We start from the raw sequence: 17,656 nt of genomic DNA, 5'->3' as shown, positions 1-17,656 counted from the left end.
GATTTACGCCGCCAGCCGTTCAGGGCTGGAACCTTCCGACAGCGTCCACACGTCCAGCATGGCCTGCTCGAGGTCCACCGCCGGCGCGTAACCGGTCAGGCCGCGCGCTGCGGCGACATCGCGCACGGCGCTCAGCGGATCGCCCCCCTGCGCCATCACCTGCATTAACAAACGCTGCTGGGTGCGGCGCAGTGCCTGCATCGCGTAGTTGCGCAACTGTTCCTGCGCCTTGCTTTGCGGGGCGATTTTCAGGCCGCGCTCCAGCGTGTCGATACCGGTTGCTGCACGCAGCGCCATGCCGACATGCAGAAAACTGGCCAGCGACATGCCGGCCGGGCGCTGCACCGACACTGCCGCAAACAGGAACGTTGCCAGCGACTCGATGGTGTCGATGGTTTTCCAGGCCTGCACAAACGCTGCCGGCAAGGTGGCGTACGCATCGACGTCCGACTTGGCGGCCATCAGCTGGCCGACCGCATCCGGCTGCGCAAACAACGCCGTCAATTCGTCCATACCGGTCGCGTCGCCTGGCAGCGACAGCACGCCTTCCAGTACCGCGCGGAACAGCACGCGGGTGCGCGCGTCCAGCGCAATCGACACATCGCGCGGCACGTTCAGCGCGTCGGCATCGAGCGCCTCGAAAACCGGCGCCAGGTGCAGAGCAGACCAAGCCTGGCCCCATGCCTTGACCACTTCACTGTCGTCGATGCGGTGTTCCAGCGCCAGGTCGCGCATCATCAGCGGACCGCAGCGGTTGACCGCTTCGTTGGCCAGCACCGTGGCGAGAATGGCGTTGGCCAGCGGGTGCGCCAGCGGATCGCGGGTGGCCACCAGTTGCGTCGGGAAGTATGGACGCAGCACGGACGCGGCCCACGGCAATTCGATCAGCGGGAACTCGGCCAGGCGATGCTTGAAGCGGTTCTTGACGTTGGCAATCACCACCGCCAGTTCTGGTGCGGTCAAGCCGCCACCGGCCGTTTTGCGGCGCTGCAGTTCGACGTCCGTCGGCAGCTGTTCCAGCTCGCGCGACACGGCACCCTCGGCTTCAAGGCTGGTGATCAGCGCGGCGTAACTGTCGACCACCGCAGGATTCATCTGCGCCTGCACTTCGCGTACCAGCAAGTGCGTTTGCAGCGTGTTGTCGCGCAGGACTAGGCGTTCGATCTCGCCCGTCATTTCGCCCAGGATGCGATTACGGTCGGCCTCTGGCAGTTCGCCGGCATTGACTTCGGTGTCTAGCCAGATCTTGACGTTCACTTCATGGTCGGAGCAATCGACGCCCGCCGAGTTGTCGATCGCATCGGTGAAGATGCGACCGCCAGAGAGCGCGAATTCGATCCGGCCCGCTTGCGTGGCGCCCAGGTTGCCGCCCTCGGAGACCACCTTGCAGCGCAGCGCATTGCCGTCGACGCGGATCTTGTCGTTGGCGCGATCTTTCACCTGCGCGTGGGTTTCAAGCGAAGACTTGATGTAGGTACCGATACCGCCGTTGTAGAACAGGTCGACCGGCGCCTTCACGATCCGGTGCATCAGTTCTTCCGGTGCCAGCGATTCTTCGGCGATGTCGAGCGCCGCACGAATTTCCGGCGACAGCGCGATCGAACGAACGTTACGCGGGAACACGCCACCCCCAGCCGAGATCAGGTCCTTGTTGTAGTCTTCCCACGACGAGCGTGGCAGCGCGAACATGCGCGCGCGCTCGGCGAACGACAGCGCGACGTCCGGCGTCGGATCCAGGAAGATATGGCGATGGTCAAACGCTGCGATGATCTTCAACTGGTGCGACAGCAAGGCGCCATTGCCGAACACGTCGCCCGACATGTCGCCCACGCCGACCATGCTGATCGGGGTGGTCTGCATGTCGTGGCCCATTTCGTAGAAGTGGCGTTTCACCGCTTCGAACGCGCCCTTGGCGGTGATGCCCATTTTCTTGTGGTCGTAACCGTTCGAGCCGCCCGAGGCGAAGGCGTCGCCCAGCCAGAAGCCGCGCTGCACGGCGATGCTGTTGGCGATGTCCGAGAACGTGGCGGTGCCCTTGTCGGCGGCCACCACCAGGTATGGATCGTCCTGGTCGTAACGCACGGTGTTGGCTGGCGCGACGATCTCGCCGCGCACGCGGTTGTCGGTCACTTCCAGCAAACTGGCGATGAACAGGCGATACACTGCCTCGCCCTCGGCGGCCACGGTTTCACGCACGGCGTCTTTCGGCATCTGCTTGCAGACAAAGCCGCCCTTGGAACCGGCCGGCACGATGACGGCATTCTTGACCATCTGGGCTTTGACCAGGCCCAGCACTTCGGTGCGGTAGTCTTCCATGCGGTCCGACCAGCGCAGGCCACCGCGGGCGACCGGGCCGCCGCGCAGGTGCACGCCTTCAAAACGGCGCGAGAACACATAGATTTCACGGTACGGACGCGGTTCCGGCACCAGCGCCAGGTTGCGCGTGTCGAACTTGAAGATAATCTTTTCGCCGTCGTTCTGGAAGTAATTGGTACGCACGGTGGCCAGCACCATGTCGGCCAGCGCCGCAATGATCTCTTCGGTGTCGGCGTGGTTCACCTTGGCCAGGCCGGTTTTCAGCGTGGTAAGCTTGCCAGCAGCCGCTTCGCGCTCGGCGTCAGGAAGGGCCGGGTTGAAGCGCTGGATGAACAGGTCGACCAGCTGGCGCGCCAGCGCAGGCTGGGCGCGCAGCATCTCCGCCATGTAGCGGATCGAAAATTTCGAGCCGGTCTGGCGCCAGTAGCTGATGTACGCGCGCATCAGCTGCACTTCGCGCATCGACAGGCCGCCTTCGATGGTGAGACCGTTCAGGCGACCGTCTTCGGCGCTGTCGTTGAACAGGGCGGTGAACAGCTCTTCGGCCACGGCGGGCACGCCGGGTTTAAGCAGCTTGGCCGCGCTTTCCGCATCGACCGACAGGCCGGTGACGTAATGGCGCGTGCCGTCGGCGCCGTCGGCCCAGAACGTCTGTTCACGGTCGATGGCGACGCCGGCATTGTTCAACGCAGGCAGAATGCGTGACAGCGACGGTACGCTGTTGATCGAATACAGCCGCACCGACGGCGCACCGTCGTCGCCATGCTCGATGCGCACGGCCACGTGCTCGCCCTGGCCATTTCCGACCAGCGCCTGCATGTCGCGGAAGGCGACCGCTGGAGCGGTGGCGTTCACGTAATTGACCGGCAAGACGTTCACTAGGCGGCGCAGGCGGCCGCGCAGGGCCGGGTCTTCGACACTGGCCGCCATGGCAGAGAAGCGGTCATGCCAGCCATCGAGGATGGCCAGCAGCGGACCCTGGATATCGGTTTCCAGGTCGAGCGGGTAGCGCGCGGCGTGGGCGATCAGGTAGACGCGGGCCAGCGGGCCGTCGGCCACCAGCGTTTGCGAACCGACGTCCGTTGCGCCCGAGCTGTCCTTCAAGGCCTGCGCCAGGCTGGCCGCCACGGCGGCGCTGTAACGCTCGCGCGGCAGGTAGACCAGCACATTCAAATGGCGGTTGTAGACGTCGCGGCGCGCGAACACTTTGGCGCGCGGCTGCTTGTACAGCGAGACCACGGAGCTGCATACCTGCGCCAGCCATTCCGGATCGGCTTCGAGCGCTTCGGTGCGCGGCAGCGATTCGAGGATCTCGAGGAATTTCTCGGCCCGGAAACCTTCCTGGCGCACACCGGCCAGCGACAGGACCTTCGCGACGCGGCCGCGCGCAAACGGCAAGCGCGCCAGCGGCGTCGCGGTGGCGGCGCGCGTGAACAGGCCGACAAAACAATGCTCGCCGAGGATGTTGCCCTGCGCATCAGTGCGGCGCACGCCAATAAAATCGAGCGGCTGGTCGCGGTGCAGCGTGCCTTCGACGTCGGCTTTCACGATCGACAGCGTATCGGCGCGGCCGGACAAGGTGTTCAGGTCGCCCGGGATATTCGCCAGGCAGGTACCGTAGACCGGGTGCGTCGTGTCTTGCAGCACGCCGATGCGGCTTGCCACATCGCGTTCCAGTTCGCGCTGGCCCGGTTTCACGACGTAGTAGGCGTAGCCGAACGGCTCGTAACCTTCGTTTTTGGCCCATTCGAGGAACGCGGCCACTTCCTGGCCATCGCTGCCCTGGGAGGCCGCTTCGGCGGCGACCGCCGTCATGCGGTCGGCCATGGCCACGCGGTCACGGCGCACCACGGCGGCGTCGCGCGCGACCATCTGGATGCGCGCGGTCAGCGCGGCCAGGTCAGGGGCGTCGAGTTCTTCGCCCAACAGGCACAGAACGAACGACTCGAGTTGGGAGCCGGCTTCGCCGACCGTCTCGAGCACGCCCGACGCATTGCGGCGCACTGGCAGCACGGCGTTCATCACGGCGGCGGCGCTCACTTTTTCCTTGCGCATGGCCATGACGATGGAGTCGACCAGGTAGGGCATGTCGTCGTTGAGGACCAGCAGCGCCGTGGCGTTTTCGCCGCGGCCGTCGGACCAGACGATGTTCGCGATCTGGCAGCCGGGCGCCTTGCGCGTGGCGGCCTGGGCGAAGCCGTCCAGCAGCGCGGGCGCCAGGCTGGCGGGTGCGGTACCGGCCAGGTCGTCCTGGTCGAGGGCGCCGAGCCAGGCACCGATCAGGGCCGGGACTTGCGGGTTGGTGCCGGGCGACGTACTCGCGTTGGCATTGACTAGCGCCATGGTCTGGCTGCGCACATCGTGTGACATATCGTTCATCTGGTATCTCCAATTACAAAAATGTATCGCCTTTGGCATGGGCGCTTGTGGCGACGTGCCGTCAGGCTTTCAGGTGCGCAGGTTGTCCGCGCAGATTCGTGCGTTACCCAATATGGGTCACGATAAGTCGTACAGTCCCGGCAGGTCAAGCAGTCGTTCCAGCTCGGCCAGGGCAGTGTTGCATTCGATCGCGAACAGCGGGTCGGCCAGGTCCTGCGGCTCGAGCCGGTCGCGGTAATGGCGCCCGACCCAGTCGACCAGCGTCGCGTACAGGGTTTCCGTCATGATCACACCCTGGTGCATGGCGGCGGCCTGCGCGTCGGTCAGCACCACGCGCAGGCGCAGGCACGCCGGCCCGCCGCCATTGCGCATGCTCTGGCGCAGGTCGAAGTCGATCAGTTCATCGATTGCACCGCCACTGGCGAGCAGTTGCGACAAATACTGCGCAACCGCCGGATTTTCTCGGCATTCGTGCGGCACCACCAGCGCCATGCGGCCATCGCTTTTTGACAGCAGCTGGCTGTTGAACAGGTAGCTGGCCACCGCATCGGCCACCGGCACATGCGCCGAATCGACCCGTACTGCCTGCAACGTGGCGCCAACGCCATCGATCGTGCGGCGCAGCGCATCGAGCGTGCCTGCTTCGTCGGCAAACGCCTGTTCGTGATAGAACAGCACATTGCCGTTGCCGACCGCGATGACGTCGTTATGGAACACGCCCTGGTCGATCACATCCGGGTTCTGCGCGGCGAACACGGTGCGCGTGTCGGACAGGCCATGCAGGCGCGCGATCGCTTCGGACGCTTCGCGCGTCTGGCGCGCCGGGTATTTTTTGGGGTGCGGTGCGGACGGGTCGAATTCGACTTTGCCGTACACGAACAGCTCGACGCCGGCGTCGCCGTGATGACGCGAGAAACGGGTGTGATTGGCCGCGCCCTCGTCGCCGAAGGCCGGCGTGGAGGGCAAGCTCTGGTGCACGGCGAAGTGTTCGGCATTGGCGAAAATCGCCTGCAAGGTGCGGGTCGACTGCACGTGTTCGTCGGCGCGGTGCAGCTTGTTGTTCAGGTTGGCGGCCGTGAAATGCACGCGGCCGTCGAGCGTATCGGCAGACGGGCTGACCGTGGCGGCGTTCGCGGTCCACATTGGCGAGGCCGAATACGCGCACGCCAACACCACTGGCGCCTCGCGCCAGGCGCGCGCGAGCACGTCGGCGTCAGTGCCGCTATAACCGATGGCGCGCAACAGACGGAAATTCGGGCGCGCCTGCGGTGGCAACAGGGCTTGGGCAAAACCACGGTTCGCCAAGGCACGCATTTTATCGAGGCCCTGCAAGGCGGCCTGGCGCGGGTTCGATGCGCTTTTTACGTTACTGAACGAGGCCACATTCCCGAACGACAGGCCGGCATAATTGTGCGACGGGCCGACCAGTCCATCGAAATTGAATTCGCGCGCCATGATCAAAACACCAGGCCAGGCGACAGTTTTTCGGGCAGCGCGATGGTAGCCGCCTCGATCGACGCGACCGGATAGGCGCAGTAATCGGCAGCATAAAACGCGCTCGGACGATGGTTGCCCGATTTGCCGACGCCGCCAAACGGTGCCGAGCTGGCCGCACCCGTGGTAGGGCGGTTCCAGTTGACGATACCGGCGTGCACGCGCAGCGCAAAGCGCTTCCACAGCGTTTCGTCGGGCGACAGCAGGGCTGCCGCGAGACCATATTCGGTCGCGTTGGCGGCCTTGATGGCGGCGTCGAAATCGGCCACGCGGATCACTTGCAGCAGCGGGCCAAACCATTCTTCGTCCGGGATGCCGACGGCGTTGGTCACGTCGACGATGCCGGCGGTGACAAAGCCGGCGTTGGGGTCGAGCTGCATCATCTGCAGCAGATTGACGCCACCTTTCGCCACCATGTCGGCCTGCGCCTGCACCAGTCGGGCGGCGACCGCGCTCGAGACCACCGGTCCCATGAACGGCTGCGGGTTGGCGTTCGACGGTCCCACCACCAGTTGCGCCGCAACCTGCACCAGGCGCGCGATGAAGGCCGCGCCGGCCGGCGTGTCCTGCACAATCAGGCGGCGCGCGCAGGTGCAGCGCTGGCCGGCCGAAATAAAGGCGGACATGACGGTGTGGTGCACCGCCGCGTCGATGTCGTCAGCCTTGCCCTTGAGGCCCCACACCACCAGCGGGTTGTTGCCGCCCATTTCCAGCGCCAGCATCTTGCCCGGCTGGCCGCCAAACTGTTTATGCAGCGCCGCGCCAGTCTGGCTGCTGCCGGTGAACAGCACGCCGTCGAGCAGCGGATGCTGGCCCAGGGCGATGCCGGTGTAGGGCCCGCCGTTGACCAGATTCAGTACACCCGCCGGCAGCCCGGCTTTTTCCCACAGCAGCACCGTCATGACCGCCGTGCGCGGCGCATATTCGCTGGGCTTGAAGACCAGCGTGTTCCCGGCGATCAGGGCCGGCACGATGTGCCCGTTCGGCAGGTGGCCGGGGAAATTGTAAGGGCCGAACACGCCGAACACGCCGTGCGGACGGTGGCGCAAAATCGCCTTGCCGTCTGCGACTTTGGCGGCCGTCTCCGCAGTGCGCGCGCCGTAGGCCTGCACCGAGATGTCGATCTTGTTGGCCATGGTCGCCACCTCGGTGCGCGCTTCCCACAGCGGTTTGCCCACTTCTTCAGCAATGATCGCCGCCAGCTCTTCCGCGTTCTCCTTCAACAGGTCGCGGAACCGTGCGCAGATATCGATGCGCTCGCCCAGCTCCGTCAAGCCCCAGGCTTCGAAGGTCGCGTGGGCCGTGCGCACGGCGCGGTCGACGTCGTCTACGCTCGATGCATTGCTGGCCCAGGTCTGCTTGCCAGTGGACGGATCGATGGTCACCAGTTCCGGGCCAGTACCTGCGACCCATACACCTGCGATGAAATTGCTTGGATTTGCCATGACAGTGATTCCTGTATCAGGTGGAAGCGTTCAATGAGAGCGTGCGCACGGCGTCGCCGGGCTGCACGCGCAGCAGCGCCATTTCGGCGGCGGTCAGCGCGACTTTCGCGGCGCCTGGCGTGGATTTGGCGACGATCATGCGGAAGTCGCCCAGCAGGGTATTCGAGACCAGAACAGGAACGGCGTCGACATCGTATTCGCCCTCGACAGCCACCGCCTGCACGCTGTCGCGCACCGCGCGCAGCTCGCCCACGCGACCCTGCAGCACCGGGCCGGCGTCGAAAATATCGACATACCCCTCGAAGTGCATACCTTCCTGCTCCAGCAGCTTGCGGGCCGGCAGCGTCGATTTGTGCACCTTGCCGATGACCGCCTGCGCGTCGTCCGGCAAATAGGCCACATACAGCGGCTGGCGCGGCATCAGTTCGGCGATGAAGGATTTTTTGCCCAGCGCCGTCAGGTCATCGACATGGTCGAAATCCATCTTGAAGAAGTGCCGCCCCAGACCTTCGTAGAACGGCGAGCTGCCATCCTCGGCCTGGTAGCCACGCATCTCGGCAATGATTTTTTCCGTGAATAGCGACTTGAACTGGGCGATGAACAAGAACCGGCTTTTCGACAGCCACTTGCCGTTGTTCCCGCTGCGGTAGTCGGGATGCAGGAACAGCGAGCACAGTTCGGTCGCGCCGGTCAGGTCGTTCGACAGGTACAGCGTTTCCATGCGGCTGAACACCTCGAGCTCGCGGCTCGAATGCACCAGCGTGCCGATACGGTAGTTATAAAACGGTTCCGTCAGGCCCACCGCGCCCTTGATGGCGCAGATACCGGCAACGCGGCCTTCGCTGGTGTCTTCCAGCACGAACATATAGTCACGCTGTTCCGGCGGGATGGTTTCGTTGAACGACGCGACGGCAATCGCCACGCGGTCGCCCAGCATCTTGCGATCGGGCTTCAAGGTGGTCATGCCGGAGCCGACCTGGCCTGCCATGGCGAGCAGGGCATCGAGGTCGGTGGACTGGATGGAGCGGATGACTAACATGCCTGTCCTTTAGATTCTGACGCAGATGACGCAGTCGCCGGGACCGACCATCAATGCGCGCTGCGCGGTTTCCGGCAGCATGATGGTATCGCCTTGTTCGGCCGATGCACAGGTGACGGAGATGGCCCGGAAATCGTCGCCGCTGCCGGTGGCAACCGCGTAGCTTACCTGCCCCTCCGACGCGCGGCTGTTCCCGGCCGGGCCGACGCGGCGCATGACCGAACCGGTGAAGGAACGCAGTGCATGCTTGTGGGCTTGCAGGATCGGGCCGCCGTCAAAAATGTCGATGTATTCGTCGGCTTCGAAACCTTCCTCGGTGAGCAGGTTGAACGCCAGTTCGCCGTCCGGATGGATCTGACCGAGCGCCGCCTGCGCGTCGCCCGGCAGCAGCGGCACGTAGACCGGGTAGTGCGGCATCAGCTCGACGATCAGCGTGCGGTTGCGCGCGCCGCCGATGACGCGTTCGGCTTCGAGGAAATCCATCTTGAAAAATTTGCGGCCCAGCGCGTCCCAGAACGGCGACTTGCCGGCCGGGTCGGTCACGCCGGCCAGCGGCACGAAAAAACGGTCGCCGAAACGGTGCGGCGCCAGTACCGCAAACAGCAAGCGCGCGCGCGAGAGTAGAGCCGCCTCCATCGTGGCCACGGCCCGCTCCTGCACCCGAAAGCCCGACAACTGCGAGTAAGCGGTCAGCTCGGAACACAGCGTCAAGGCATGCACGCTGTGGCTGATGTTCAGGTCACGCGAGACTTGCTGGATGACGTCGTTGCGAAACGCGAAGTACGTACCGTTCGAGCCGGCCGACGCGAAGATGGCGGCCGTGCCTAGTACCTCGCCGGTGGCTTGCTGCTCCAGCACGAACTGGTACGACTCTTCGCTGGGAATGTCGACGTGCGCGGCGAACGAAGCGATCGAACGCTCGACCGAGACGCCAATCTTGTCGCGCGTGCGCGGCAGCGTGTGCACGCCGGGCGAACTGACGGCGGCCAGGTGTTCCAAAGCAGCGATATCGGCGAGTTGCACCGGTCGGACTACATACATGAGCGCTCCCTTGACGTAAAAAGCAGGCGCGGGTTTGAAACCGCGCGCCTGGGCTGTCTTACGCGGCCGGTGTGGCCGTCGCCACGAACTCGGTGACGGCAGCGCGCAGGATGCGGTCCGCCTCAAGCAGTTGCGCGTCCGAGACGATCAACGCCGGCGCAAAACGAATCACACCAGGACCGGCGATCAGCAGCATCAGGCCCATGCCTTCGGCGATCTTGGTGATGTCCTTGGCGCGGCCTTCGTACGCACCGATGACCGGCAAGCCGACCAGCAGGCCCATGCCGCGCGCCGGACCGAACACTTGCGGGAAGTCCGCGCAGAGCTGCGTCAGGTGCGCAAACAGCTTGGCGCTCGCTTCCTTGACGCGGGCCAGGAAGGCCGGCTGGTTGATCATTTCCAGCACGTTCAATGCAACGGTCGCGGCCAGCGGGTTGCCGCCATAGGTGGTGCCGTGCGAGCCGACGTTGAAATGCTGGGCGATTTCATTGGTGGTGACCATCGCGCCGATCGGGTAACCGTTGCCGAGCGCCTTGGCGCTGGTGAGGATGTCCGGCGTGATGCCGAACTGCTCGTAGGCGTACAACGTGCCGGTACGGCCCACGCCCGATTGGACTTCATCGAAAATGAGCAGGGCGCCGGTCGCGTCGCACAGTTCGCGCAGCGCTTCGAGGTAGGCGCCGTTACCCGGAATGACGCCACCCTCGCCCTGAATCGGCTCGACGATGACGGCAGCGACATCGGGACCGATGGCGGCGCGCGCAGCGGCGATGTCGTTGTACGGGATATGGTTGATTTCCTGCGGCAGCGGCTCGAAGCCTTCGGTGTACTTTGGCTGGCCGCCGACCGACACGGTAAACAGCGTGCGGCCGTGGAACGACGACAAGCACGAGATGATGCGCGATTTGTGCGGACCAAACTTGGTGTGCGCGTATTTACGGGCCAATTTGAGGGCCGCTTCGTTGGCTTCGGCGCCGGAGTTGCAGAAGAAGGCGCGGTCGGCAAAGGTCGCTTCGGTAAGCGCCAGCGCCAGGCGCAGCACTGGCTCGTTGGTGTAGCCGTTGCCGAGGTGCCAGATCTGGTGCAGCTGGCGCGTCAAGGCGTCGACCAGGACCGGGTTGGCGTGACCCAGGCTCGACACCGCGATGCCGGAGGTGAAATCGAGGTAATGCTTGCCGGCCTGGTCCCACAAATCGAGGCCGATCGCACGCACCGGTACCATCGCAGCAGGGGCGTAGGTCGGGACGAGGACCTCGTCAAAAGTCTTGCGACCGACTGCGCGGGTGGTGACACCGGTATCGAGCTTTGCGTTCATGGCGATTTCCTCAAAAATGTGGTCTGCGCGGCTCCAGCAGCCGCTGCGCGATGGGACATTATAGGAAAGGCCGGGTCAGCCATCTTTTCCATGTGCGACAGGCTTTTTCACTTTTGACCGGCAGCCGTTAGCACCGACACAATATGCACCGTCATCCCGACAAAAGTCGGGACCCATACTGACGTTGCATCCACGCGGCGTGTGCGACGTTGAATGCTCAGTATGGGTCCCGGCCTGAGCCGGGAGTCAGGTTCGCCAATGGCGAGCATGACGGTCTTTGAGGCGCGGGTGCCAATTAATTACTTAGTTTGCGCTGCCGCTCTTCCCGTGGCGTATTCCCGAACAGCGCCCCGAACGCCGTCGAAAAGTGCGACCCTGACGAAAACCCGCACATCAGCCCCACCTGCACGATCGAGTAATTCGTGTCCAACAGCAGCTGGCGCGCCCGTTGCAGGCGCAATTCCAGGTAGTAGCGCGACGGCAGGCTGCCCAGGTATTGTTTGAACAGGCGCTCGAGCTGTCGGCGCGACAAACCGGACAGCTGCGCAATTTCGTCGGTCGACAGCGGTTCTTCGATATTCGTCTCCATCAGCGTGACCGCCTCGGTCAGCTTCGGCTGCAGCATGCCGAAGCGCGCCTGCAGGGCCACCCGCTGGCGCTCCTCCGGCCCGCGCACGCGGTCCACGCACAGCGTTTCCTTGACCTTGGCCTGGACGTCGGCGCCGAACAGCAGCTCGACCAGCGTCAGCGCGAAATCGATGCTGGCCGCGCCGCCGCAGCAGGTCAGGCGGTTGCCGTCGAGTTCATATAGGTGCGGTGTGAAGATGGCCTGGTCGGCGCTGCTGGCGACATCCGGGTACAGTGCCCACGGCAGCGCGGTGCGCACGCCGTTCAGGGCGCCAGCATCGGCCAGCCACAGCACGCCGGCGCCGACGCCGCCCCACACCGGCGCGGCGCGGCAGCGCTCGACCAGCAGGCGCACGTTGGCCGGGCGCAGGCCGGCCTGCGCTTCATCGGCGACGAGCAGCACCAGGTGCCACGGATGCTGGCTGTCGGCGACGAATTTGTCGGGGCTGCGCACGTCCACGTGCAGTCGCCCGGGACCGACGAATTTGGCCGCCAGGCGCAGCGGCTGGTACAGGCCGGACCAGCTCAGCGCGTCGGATTCGCCGGCGTGTACCAGCAGCACGCGCAGGGGCAGCTCCTGTACCAGGCGCGTCAATTCAGGGTGTTGCATTAGTGACCATTACTCAGGTGCGAGAACGCCGGGCGGGCGCGCAGTATTCCATTGGCTGATGATCATACCGGAGATCAACAACGCCGCGCCGATCCAGCCGCGCCCGGTCAAGGCCTCGCCCAGCCAGAAAAAGCCGAACAAGGCGGCGGCGGCCGGCTCGAAAGCATACATGACCGCAGCCTCGTTGGCCGTCGTGCGCGCCTGGCCCCAGCTTTGCAGCGAGATGATGGCGGCCGTGGCCACCACGCCCAGGTAGGCCAGATTCCAGCCGTACTGCACGATGCCTTTGCCCACATACTGCCAGTAATTGTTGAAATCCTGGGCGGCGTCGATGCTCGAGCGCGGCACTTCGCGCGCCAGCAGCCACACGACGGCGCACATCGCGACGGTGACGATCTGCGCCGCCGTCAAGGTCATCAGGCGCACTGCCGTCTGCGTGCGCTTTTCCATCATGGTGATGTAAAAACCGAAGCAAAACGCGCCCGCCAGGGCCAGGCTGTCGCCCTTGCCCCAGGCGCCGCTGTCCCAGCACAGCACCACCAGGCCGGCAATGGCCAGCGCCAGCGCTGCAAAAATGCGTTTTTCGGGCATCCGCCCGGCTAATATCCCCAGCAACGGCACGATCAGCACGTTCAGGCCGGTGACGAAGGCGTTGCGGTTCGAGCTGGTCAACGACAGGCCCTGGATTTGAAACATGAACGACGCGAACAGCACCAGTCCCAGCAAGGCGCCCGATTGCAGGTCGCTACGGCGCGCTTTCCACAGGAAGGGCGCGAGCAGCACACTGGCCAGCGAGAAGCGGATCGTGATGATCCAGGCTGGCGAAAAATAATCCGTCATGCCCTTCATGGCGGGAAAGGTGCTGCCCCATACCAGGGTGACGACGAGCAAGGCGAGGATGCCGCGGAACTGGGTGGTCATGGAAACTCTCTGCCGTGATGGTGAATACCAAAGGTGATCATACTGGAAACATCGTGCGCTATGGTAATCATGGTCGACGCTGCGGGACTCCAAGCGTACGCAGGACGGCTATAATCCTGCCCATATCCCTGTGGATTTGCCCCCGATTTTTTTAACCATAAAGGACCTATTTTGAAAACCACCCTCCTCGACGGTTTCACGCCGGCAAAATTCGACAAGCACATCATCGGCAACCTGCTGCTCGACGTGGCCTCGGTCGACGACGTGCGCAAGGAAAAAATGCTGATCGGCGTACGCAATGAGGAAGGCGATATCTACCGCCTCATCGGTGCAACCAAGGTCAACAGCTTCATGAACGCCGTCGAAGAACTGGGCGAGCTGGGCCTGATCGACGAATTGCAAAACACGGAAGAACCGAAAGACGGCTACGACGCGATTTTCAGCGAAGCCTGATTGACCATGTAATTTTTGACTTTGGTGGACAAGACATGAACCGACTCGACGCAATGAAGAGCATCGCCGCGCAAGCCATGCGTGGTGACATCAGCTTTCCCACCAATGTCGCTGCAACCCTCAAGTTGCAGAAGGCCCTGGCCGATCCGGACTGCCACGTGGAAGCGGCCGCGCGCATGGTGCAGAACGAACCGCTGCTGGCGGCGCGCACGGTGGCCATCGCCAATTCGGCAGCCTACAACCGCAGCAACAGCGACGTCACCAGCGTCAAGGCAGCGGTCCAGCGCATCGGCTTTCGCACGCTCGGTGCGCTGGCAGCGTCGGTCATCGTGCGCCAGTTAGGCGGCCAGATCACCGACCCGGCCCTGAAACGCCAGGCCGACCAGTTGTGGCTGCACTCGGCGCACGTGGCCGCGCTGGCGCAAGTGATCGCCAAGCGTGTCAGCCATGTCGACCCGGAGACTGCATTGTTCGCCGGCATCGTGCACCAGGTCGGCGGCTTTTATCTGTTGTCGCGCGCCCACGAGTTTCCGGGGCTGCTCGACGATGGCGCTGAGGAATGGCTGGAACACGGCGAAGTCGCCATCGGACGCGGCGTGCTGCGCTGCCTCGACGTGCCCAAGCCGGTGATGGAAGCTATTGAAGCACTGTGGATCGGGATGCGCGCGCTGCCGCCCGAAAACCTGGGCGACACGCTGATCCTGGCCAGCGATCTGACCACGACGCAGTCGCCGCTGCAGCGCCACGAAGGCGCCTCCGGTTTGCAATCGGCAGCCATCATCGATTTCACGGTAGGCGAAGGCACGCTGGCGGCAGTGCTGGCGGAGTCGGCGGCGGAGATTGCCAGCCTGTCGGCGGCGCTGTCCTAAAAAAAAGCCCGCTTGAAAAGCGGGCCGAAGTCCAAAACTAGGGATGTCCTGAAAGAGACAGTTCCACTATAACCACCCTGGCGCCAATGTTGTGTGCGCCATTTCACCTTGTACCAAAGTTGCATAAAAAAAGCCGCCATGGTTTGACCCAGGCGGCTTTTTATATGGCGACAGTGATTTACACCACGGCCCCATCCGTTTCATCTTTTTCCTTGATCGGCTTGATCAGGTCTTCGCGCTTCACACCCAGCCACATGGCAATGGCGGCAGCGACGAACACCGACGAGTAGATACCGAACAGAATACCGATGGTCAGCGCCAGCGCGAAGTGGTGCAGCGTCTGGCCGCCAAAGAAGAACATCGACAGCACCATCATCTCGGTACAGCCGTGGGTGATGATGGTGCGCGAAATGGTGCTGGTGATCGCGTTGTCGATGACCTCGGTGACCGACATTTTGCGCTGCTTGCGGAAGTTCTCGCGAATACGGTCGAAAATCACGACCGATTCATTCACCGAATAGCCCAGCACCGCGAGAATCGCTGCCAGCACCGTCAGCGAGAATTCCCACTCGAAGTAAGCGAAGAAGCCCAGGATGATGACGACATCGTGCAGGTTGGCGATAATGGCGGCGACGGCAAACTTCCATTCAAAGCGGATCGCCAGATAAATCATCACACCGACAATCACCATGATGAGTGCGTTCAGGCCATTCTGCGCCAGCTCATCGCCCACCGACGGGCCGACAAATTCCACGCGCTGCAGGCTGACGGCTTCCACATTGGCAGGCGTATAGCAGCCCGTCTTGCTGACCGCTTCGCCTTTGGCGGTGGTCGACTGGACCGCGCGCGTAGCGCCGCCATCGGCCGCGCACAGGGCGTTGAAGACAGCCGTCGAGCTGTTCGCCGCGGCTTGACCCTTCAGGATCGGCAGCTTCAGCATGACATCCTGGGCGGTACCGAAACTGGACACCTCGGGCTGTACGTAACCGAGCGTTTCGAGGCTGCGACGGATATTTTCCTGGTCGGCCGCATGCGGGTAGCGCAGTTCCATGACGGTGCCGCCGGTGAATTCTACCGAAAAATGCAAATGCTTCGTCACCAGGAAAAATACCGCTGCGAAGAAGGTCAGCGCCGAAATCACGTTGAAAATCAACGCATGGCGCATGAACGGGATATCCCGCTTGATCTTGAAAAATTCCATGTCGTATCCCGTTATTTCTTAGCTACTGGCAAGCCAGGCGTCCAGACCGTACCGATGGCAATCTTGCCCAGTTTTTTCTTGCGGCCGTACCAGAGATTGACCACACCGCGCGACACGAACACCGCCGAGAACATCGAGGTCAGAATACCCAGGCAGTGCACCACTGCAAAACCGCGCACGGCGCCCGAGCCGAACACCAGCAGCGCCAGGCCAACGATCAGCGTCGTGACGTTCGAGTCGAGAATCGTGGCCCAGGCACGATTGAAACCTTCCGCAATTGCCGCCTGCGGCGTGGCGCCACCACGCAGTTCCTCGCGGATCCGCTCATTGATCAGCACGTTGGCGTCAATCGCCATGCCCAGCGCCAGTGCGATTGCCGCGATACCCGGCAAGGTCAACGTTGCCTGCATCATCGACAGCAAGGCCAGCAGGAACAGCAGGTTGGCGGCCAGCGCAATCACGCTGAAAAAACCAAAGAGCTGGTAGTAGATGATCATGAAAATTGCGATGGCGATGAAGCCGTACACAGTGGAGAACAGGCCGCGCGAGATATTCTCGGCGCCCAACTGCGGGCCGACCACGCGTTCTTCGACAAATTCCATCGGCGCGGACAAGGCACCCGCGCGCAACAACAAGGCCAGTTCGGCGGCATTTTGTGCATTGCCCATGCCGGTGATCTGGAAAGTCGAACCGAGTTCGCTCTGGATGGTCGGCGCCGACAGCACGTTGTACTTGCCTTTTTCCTTCAACAGGATGGCCATGCGCTTGCCGACGTTGTCACGCGTGGCTTCACGAATGCGGCGGCCACCGTCACCGTTCAGGTCGATGCTGACGGCGGCTTGCTGGTTCTGGTCGAAACTGGCCGTTGCGCGCGAGATGTAGTCACCTGTCAAAATCACATCCTTCGACAGCACGACCGGTGCGCCGCGGCCTTCGGTGAACAATTCCGAATTGAGCGGAATGGCGGCCGTCGTTTCCGTACCAGGCACGACGCTATTGTCAACCAGACGCAGTTCCAGCGTCGCCGTACGCCCGATGATATCTTTTGCGTGGGCCACATCTTGCACACCTGGCAGTTGCACCACGATGCGGTCGACGCCTTGCTGCTGAATGATCGGCTCGCTCACGCCCAACTCGTTGATGCGCTTGGAGAGTGTCATGATGTTTTGCTTGACGCCCTCTTCGATCGTGCTTTTCAAGGCCGCAGGTTTCAGCGTGACGCCGAGCAGCGCGTCGGTGCCGTCGGCACTTTCCGCATACTGCAGGTCGGCCAATTTGCCGCTCAACACTTGCTCAGCCTTGGCGCGCGTCGCTTCGTCGCGGAATCTGATTTGCACCGTATTACCAACACGCTCGATACCCGCATGGCGAACGTTCTCGTCACGCAACTGGCTCCGGGCACTTGCCTGAATACCTTTCATGCGCGTTTCCATGACCGCCTTGGCATCGACCTGCAGCAGAAAGTGCACACCGCCGCGCAAGTCGAGGCCCAGGTTCATCGGCAGGGCACCGACTTTCTGCATCCAGACCGGCGTATTCTTGACCAGGTTGACGGTCACAATGTAGTCGGGATCGGCAGGGTCACGATTCATATCGCGTTCCAGCGCCAACTTTGCCTTGAACTGGGCGTCGGTGGTGGCGAAACGCGCGCGCACCGAACTGCTGCTGCCAGAGCCCTCGAGGGCAATTTGCGTGCTTTGCACGCCAGCCCGCTTCAACGCTTCCACGACGCGGGTCGTGGTATCGCTGTTGACTTGCATAGTCGTTTTACCGGTCGTCACCTGCAAGGCAGGCGATTCGCCGAAGTAATTGGGCGCCGTGTACAGCGCGCCCAACAGCAGCGCGACAGCGATCAGGACGTATTTCCAGACGGGATAGCGGTTCATAGGTTTCCAGCAGTCAGTGGTGAAAGGTGAACGGCCGCTTGCATATCCGGCCGCTTGTCC

General features: G+C 63.3%; 12 protein-coding genes. 2 read left to right on the top strand and 10 right to left on the bottom strand.

The genetic code is table 11. The features are described 5' to 3' along the window. Positions 1–3: 3 nt before the first annotated feature. From V6M87_RS10495 to V6M87_RS10460, 8 genes are all read right to left on the bottom strand, one after another. Entirely contained in the window at positions 4–4,695 is a 4,692-nt protein-coding gene (locus V6M87_RS10495) for an NAD-glutamate dehydrogenase domain-containing protein (RefSeq protein WP_332876565.1), read from the bottom strand. 117 nt (positions 4,696–4,812) lie between these two features. Then, on the bottom strand, positions 4,813–6,153 hold the full coding sequence (astB, locus tag V6M87_RS10490) for an N-succinylarginine dihydrolase (RefSeq protein WP_332876723.1): 1,341 nt from the start codon (positions 6,151–6,153) through the stop codon (positions 4,813–4,815). Further along, positions 6,153–7,634: a succinylglutamate-semialdehyde dehydrogenase gene (gene astD, locus V6M87_RS10485; protein WP_332876564.1), complete on the bottom strand. Its 1,482-nt coding sequence runs from the start codon at positions 7,632–7,634 to the stop codon at positions 6,153–6,155. The genes astB and astD overlap by 1 nt, the downstream gene beginning before the upstream one ends. Positions 7,635–7,650: 16 nt before the next feature. Further along, entirely contained in the window at positions 7,651–8,673 is a 1,023-nt protein-coding gene (gene astA / locus V6M87_RS10480; protein WP_332876563.1) for an arginine N-succinyltransferase, read from the bottom strand. A 9-nt stretch (positions 8,674–8,682) separates the two neighbouring features. Then, positions 8,683–9,714, bottom strand: coding sequence for an arginine N-succinyltransferase (locus V6M87_RS10475; protein WP_332876562.1), 1,032 nt, complete (start codon positions 9,712–9,714; stop codon positions 8,683–8,685). A gap of 58 nt (positions 9,715–9,772) precedes the next feature. Next, positions 9,773–11,029 carry an acetylornithine/succinyldiaminopimelate transaminase gene (locus tag V6M87_RS10470; RefSeq protein ID WP_332876561.1) on the bottom strand — a complete coding sequence of 419 codons (1,257 nt, stop codon included), beginning with the start codon at positions 11,027–11,029 and terminating at the stop codon, positions 9,773–9,775. Positions 11,030–11,324: 295 nt separating this feature from the next. Beyond that, on the bottom strand, positions 11,325–12,266 hold the full coding sequence (locus V6M87_RS10465; protein WP_332876560.1) for a GlxA family transcriptional regulator: 942 nt from the start codon (positions 12,264–12,266) through the stop codon (positions 11,325–11,327). A 9-nt stretch (positions 12,267–12,275) separates the two neighbouring features. After that, positions 12,276–13,187 carry a DMT family transporter gene (locus V6M87_RS10460; protein WP_332876559.1) on the bottom strand — a complete coding sequence of 304 codons (912 nt, stop codon included), beginning with the start codon at positions 13,185–13,187 and terminating at the stop codon, positions 12,276–12,278. A 171-nt stretch (positions 13,188–13,358) separates the two neighbouring features. Here V6M87_RS10460 and V6M87_RS10455 point away from each other — a divergent pair, with 171 nt between their 5' ends. Continuing rightward, on the top strand, positions 13,359–13,640 hold the full coding sequence (locus V6M87_RS10455) for a hypothetical protein (RefSeq protein WP_332876558.1): 282 nt from the start codon (positions 13,359–13,361) through the stop codon (positions 13,638–13,640). 35 nt (positions 13,641–13,675) lie between these two features. Further along, complete coding sequence (locus V6M87_RS10450) at positions 13,676–14,509, top strand: HDOD domain-containing protein (RefSeq protein ID WP_332876557.1); 834 nt, start codon at positions 13,676–13,678, stop codon at positions 14,507–14,509. Positions 14,510–14,687: 178 nt separating this feature from the next. Here the strand turns inward: V6M87_RS10450 and secF are convergent, their stop codons facing one another. After that, complete coding sequence (gene secF, locus V6M87_RS10445; protein WP_332876556.1) at positions 14,688–15,710, bottom strand: protein translocase subunit SecF; 1,023 nt, start codon at positions 15,708–15,710, stop codon at positions 14,688–14,690. 11 nt (positions 15,711–15,721) lie between these two features. Beyond that, positions 15,722–17,596 carry a protein translocase subunit SecD gene (gene secD / locus V6M87_RS10440; protein ID WP_332876555.1) on the bottom strand — a complete coding sequence of 625 codons (1,875 nt, stop codon included), beginning with the start codon at positions 17,594–17,596 and terminating at the stop codon, positions 15,722–15,724. Positions 17,597–17,656: the final 60 nt, after the last annotated feature.

The organism is Massilia sp. S19_KUP03_FR1, assembly GCF_036688685.1.
In the GTDB taxonomy this organism is placed as follows: domain Bacteria; phylum Pseudomonadota; class Gammaproteobacteria; order Burkholderiales; family Burkholderiaceae_D; genus JALYUM01.
Note: the sequence above shows the minus strand (reverse complement) of the source record. Positions and strands in the feature narration are given on the sequence as shown.

Coding starts and splice junctions, on each gene's coding strand:
- V6M87_RS10495 (WP_332876565.1), bottom strand. CDS start 4,695: ATGAACGATATGTCACACGATGTGCGCAGCCAGACCATGGCGCTAGTC.
- astD (WP_332876564.1), bottom strand. CDS start 7,634: ATGGCAAATCCAAGCAATTTCATCGCAGGTGTATGGGTCGCAGGTACT.
- astA (WP_332876563.1), bottom strand. CDS start 8,673: ATGTTAGTCATCCGCTCCATCCAGTCCACCGACCTCGATGCCCTGCTC.
- V6M87_RS10475 (WP_332876562.1), bottom strand. CDS start 9,714: ATGTATGTAGTCCGACCGGTGCAACTCGCCGATATCGCTGCTTTGGAA.
- V6M87_RS10470 (WP_332876561.1), bottom strand. CDS start 11,029: ATGAACGCAAAGCTCGATACCGGTGTCACCACCCGCGCAGTCGGTCGC.
- V6M87_RS10465 (WP_332876560.1), bottom strand. CDS start 12,266: ATGCAACACCCTGAATTGACGCGCCTGGTACAGGAGCTGCCCCTGCGC.
- V6M87_RS10460 (WP_332876559.1), bottom strand. CDS start 13,187: ATGACCACCCAGTTCCGCGGCATCCTCGCCTTGCTCGTCGTCACCCTG.
- V6M87_RS10450 (WP_332876557.1), top strand. CDS start 13,676: ATGAACCGACTCGACGCAATGAAGAGCATCGCCGCGCAAGCCATGCGT.
- secF (WP_332876556.1), bottom strand. CDS start 15,710: ATGGAATTTTTCAAGATCAAGCGGGATATCCCGTTCATGCGCCATGCG.
- secD (WP_332876555.1), bottom strand. CDS start 17,596: ATGAACCGCTATCCCGTCTGGAAATACGTCCTGATCGCTGTCGCGCTG.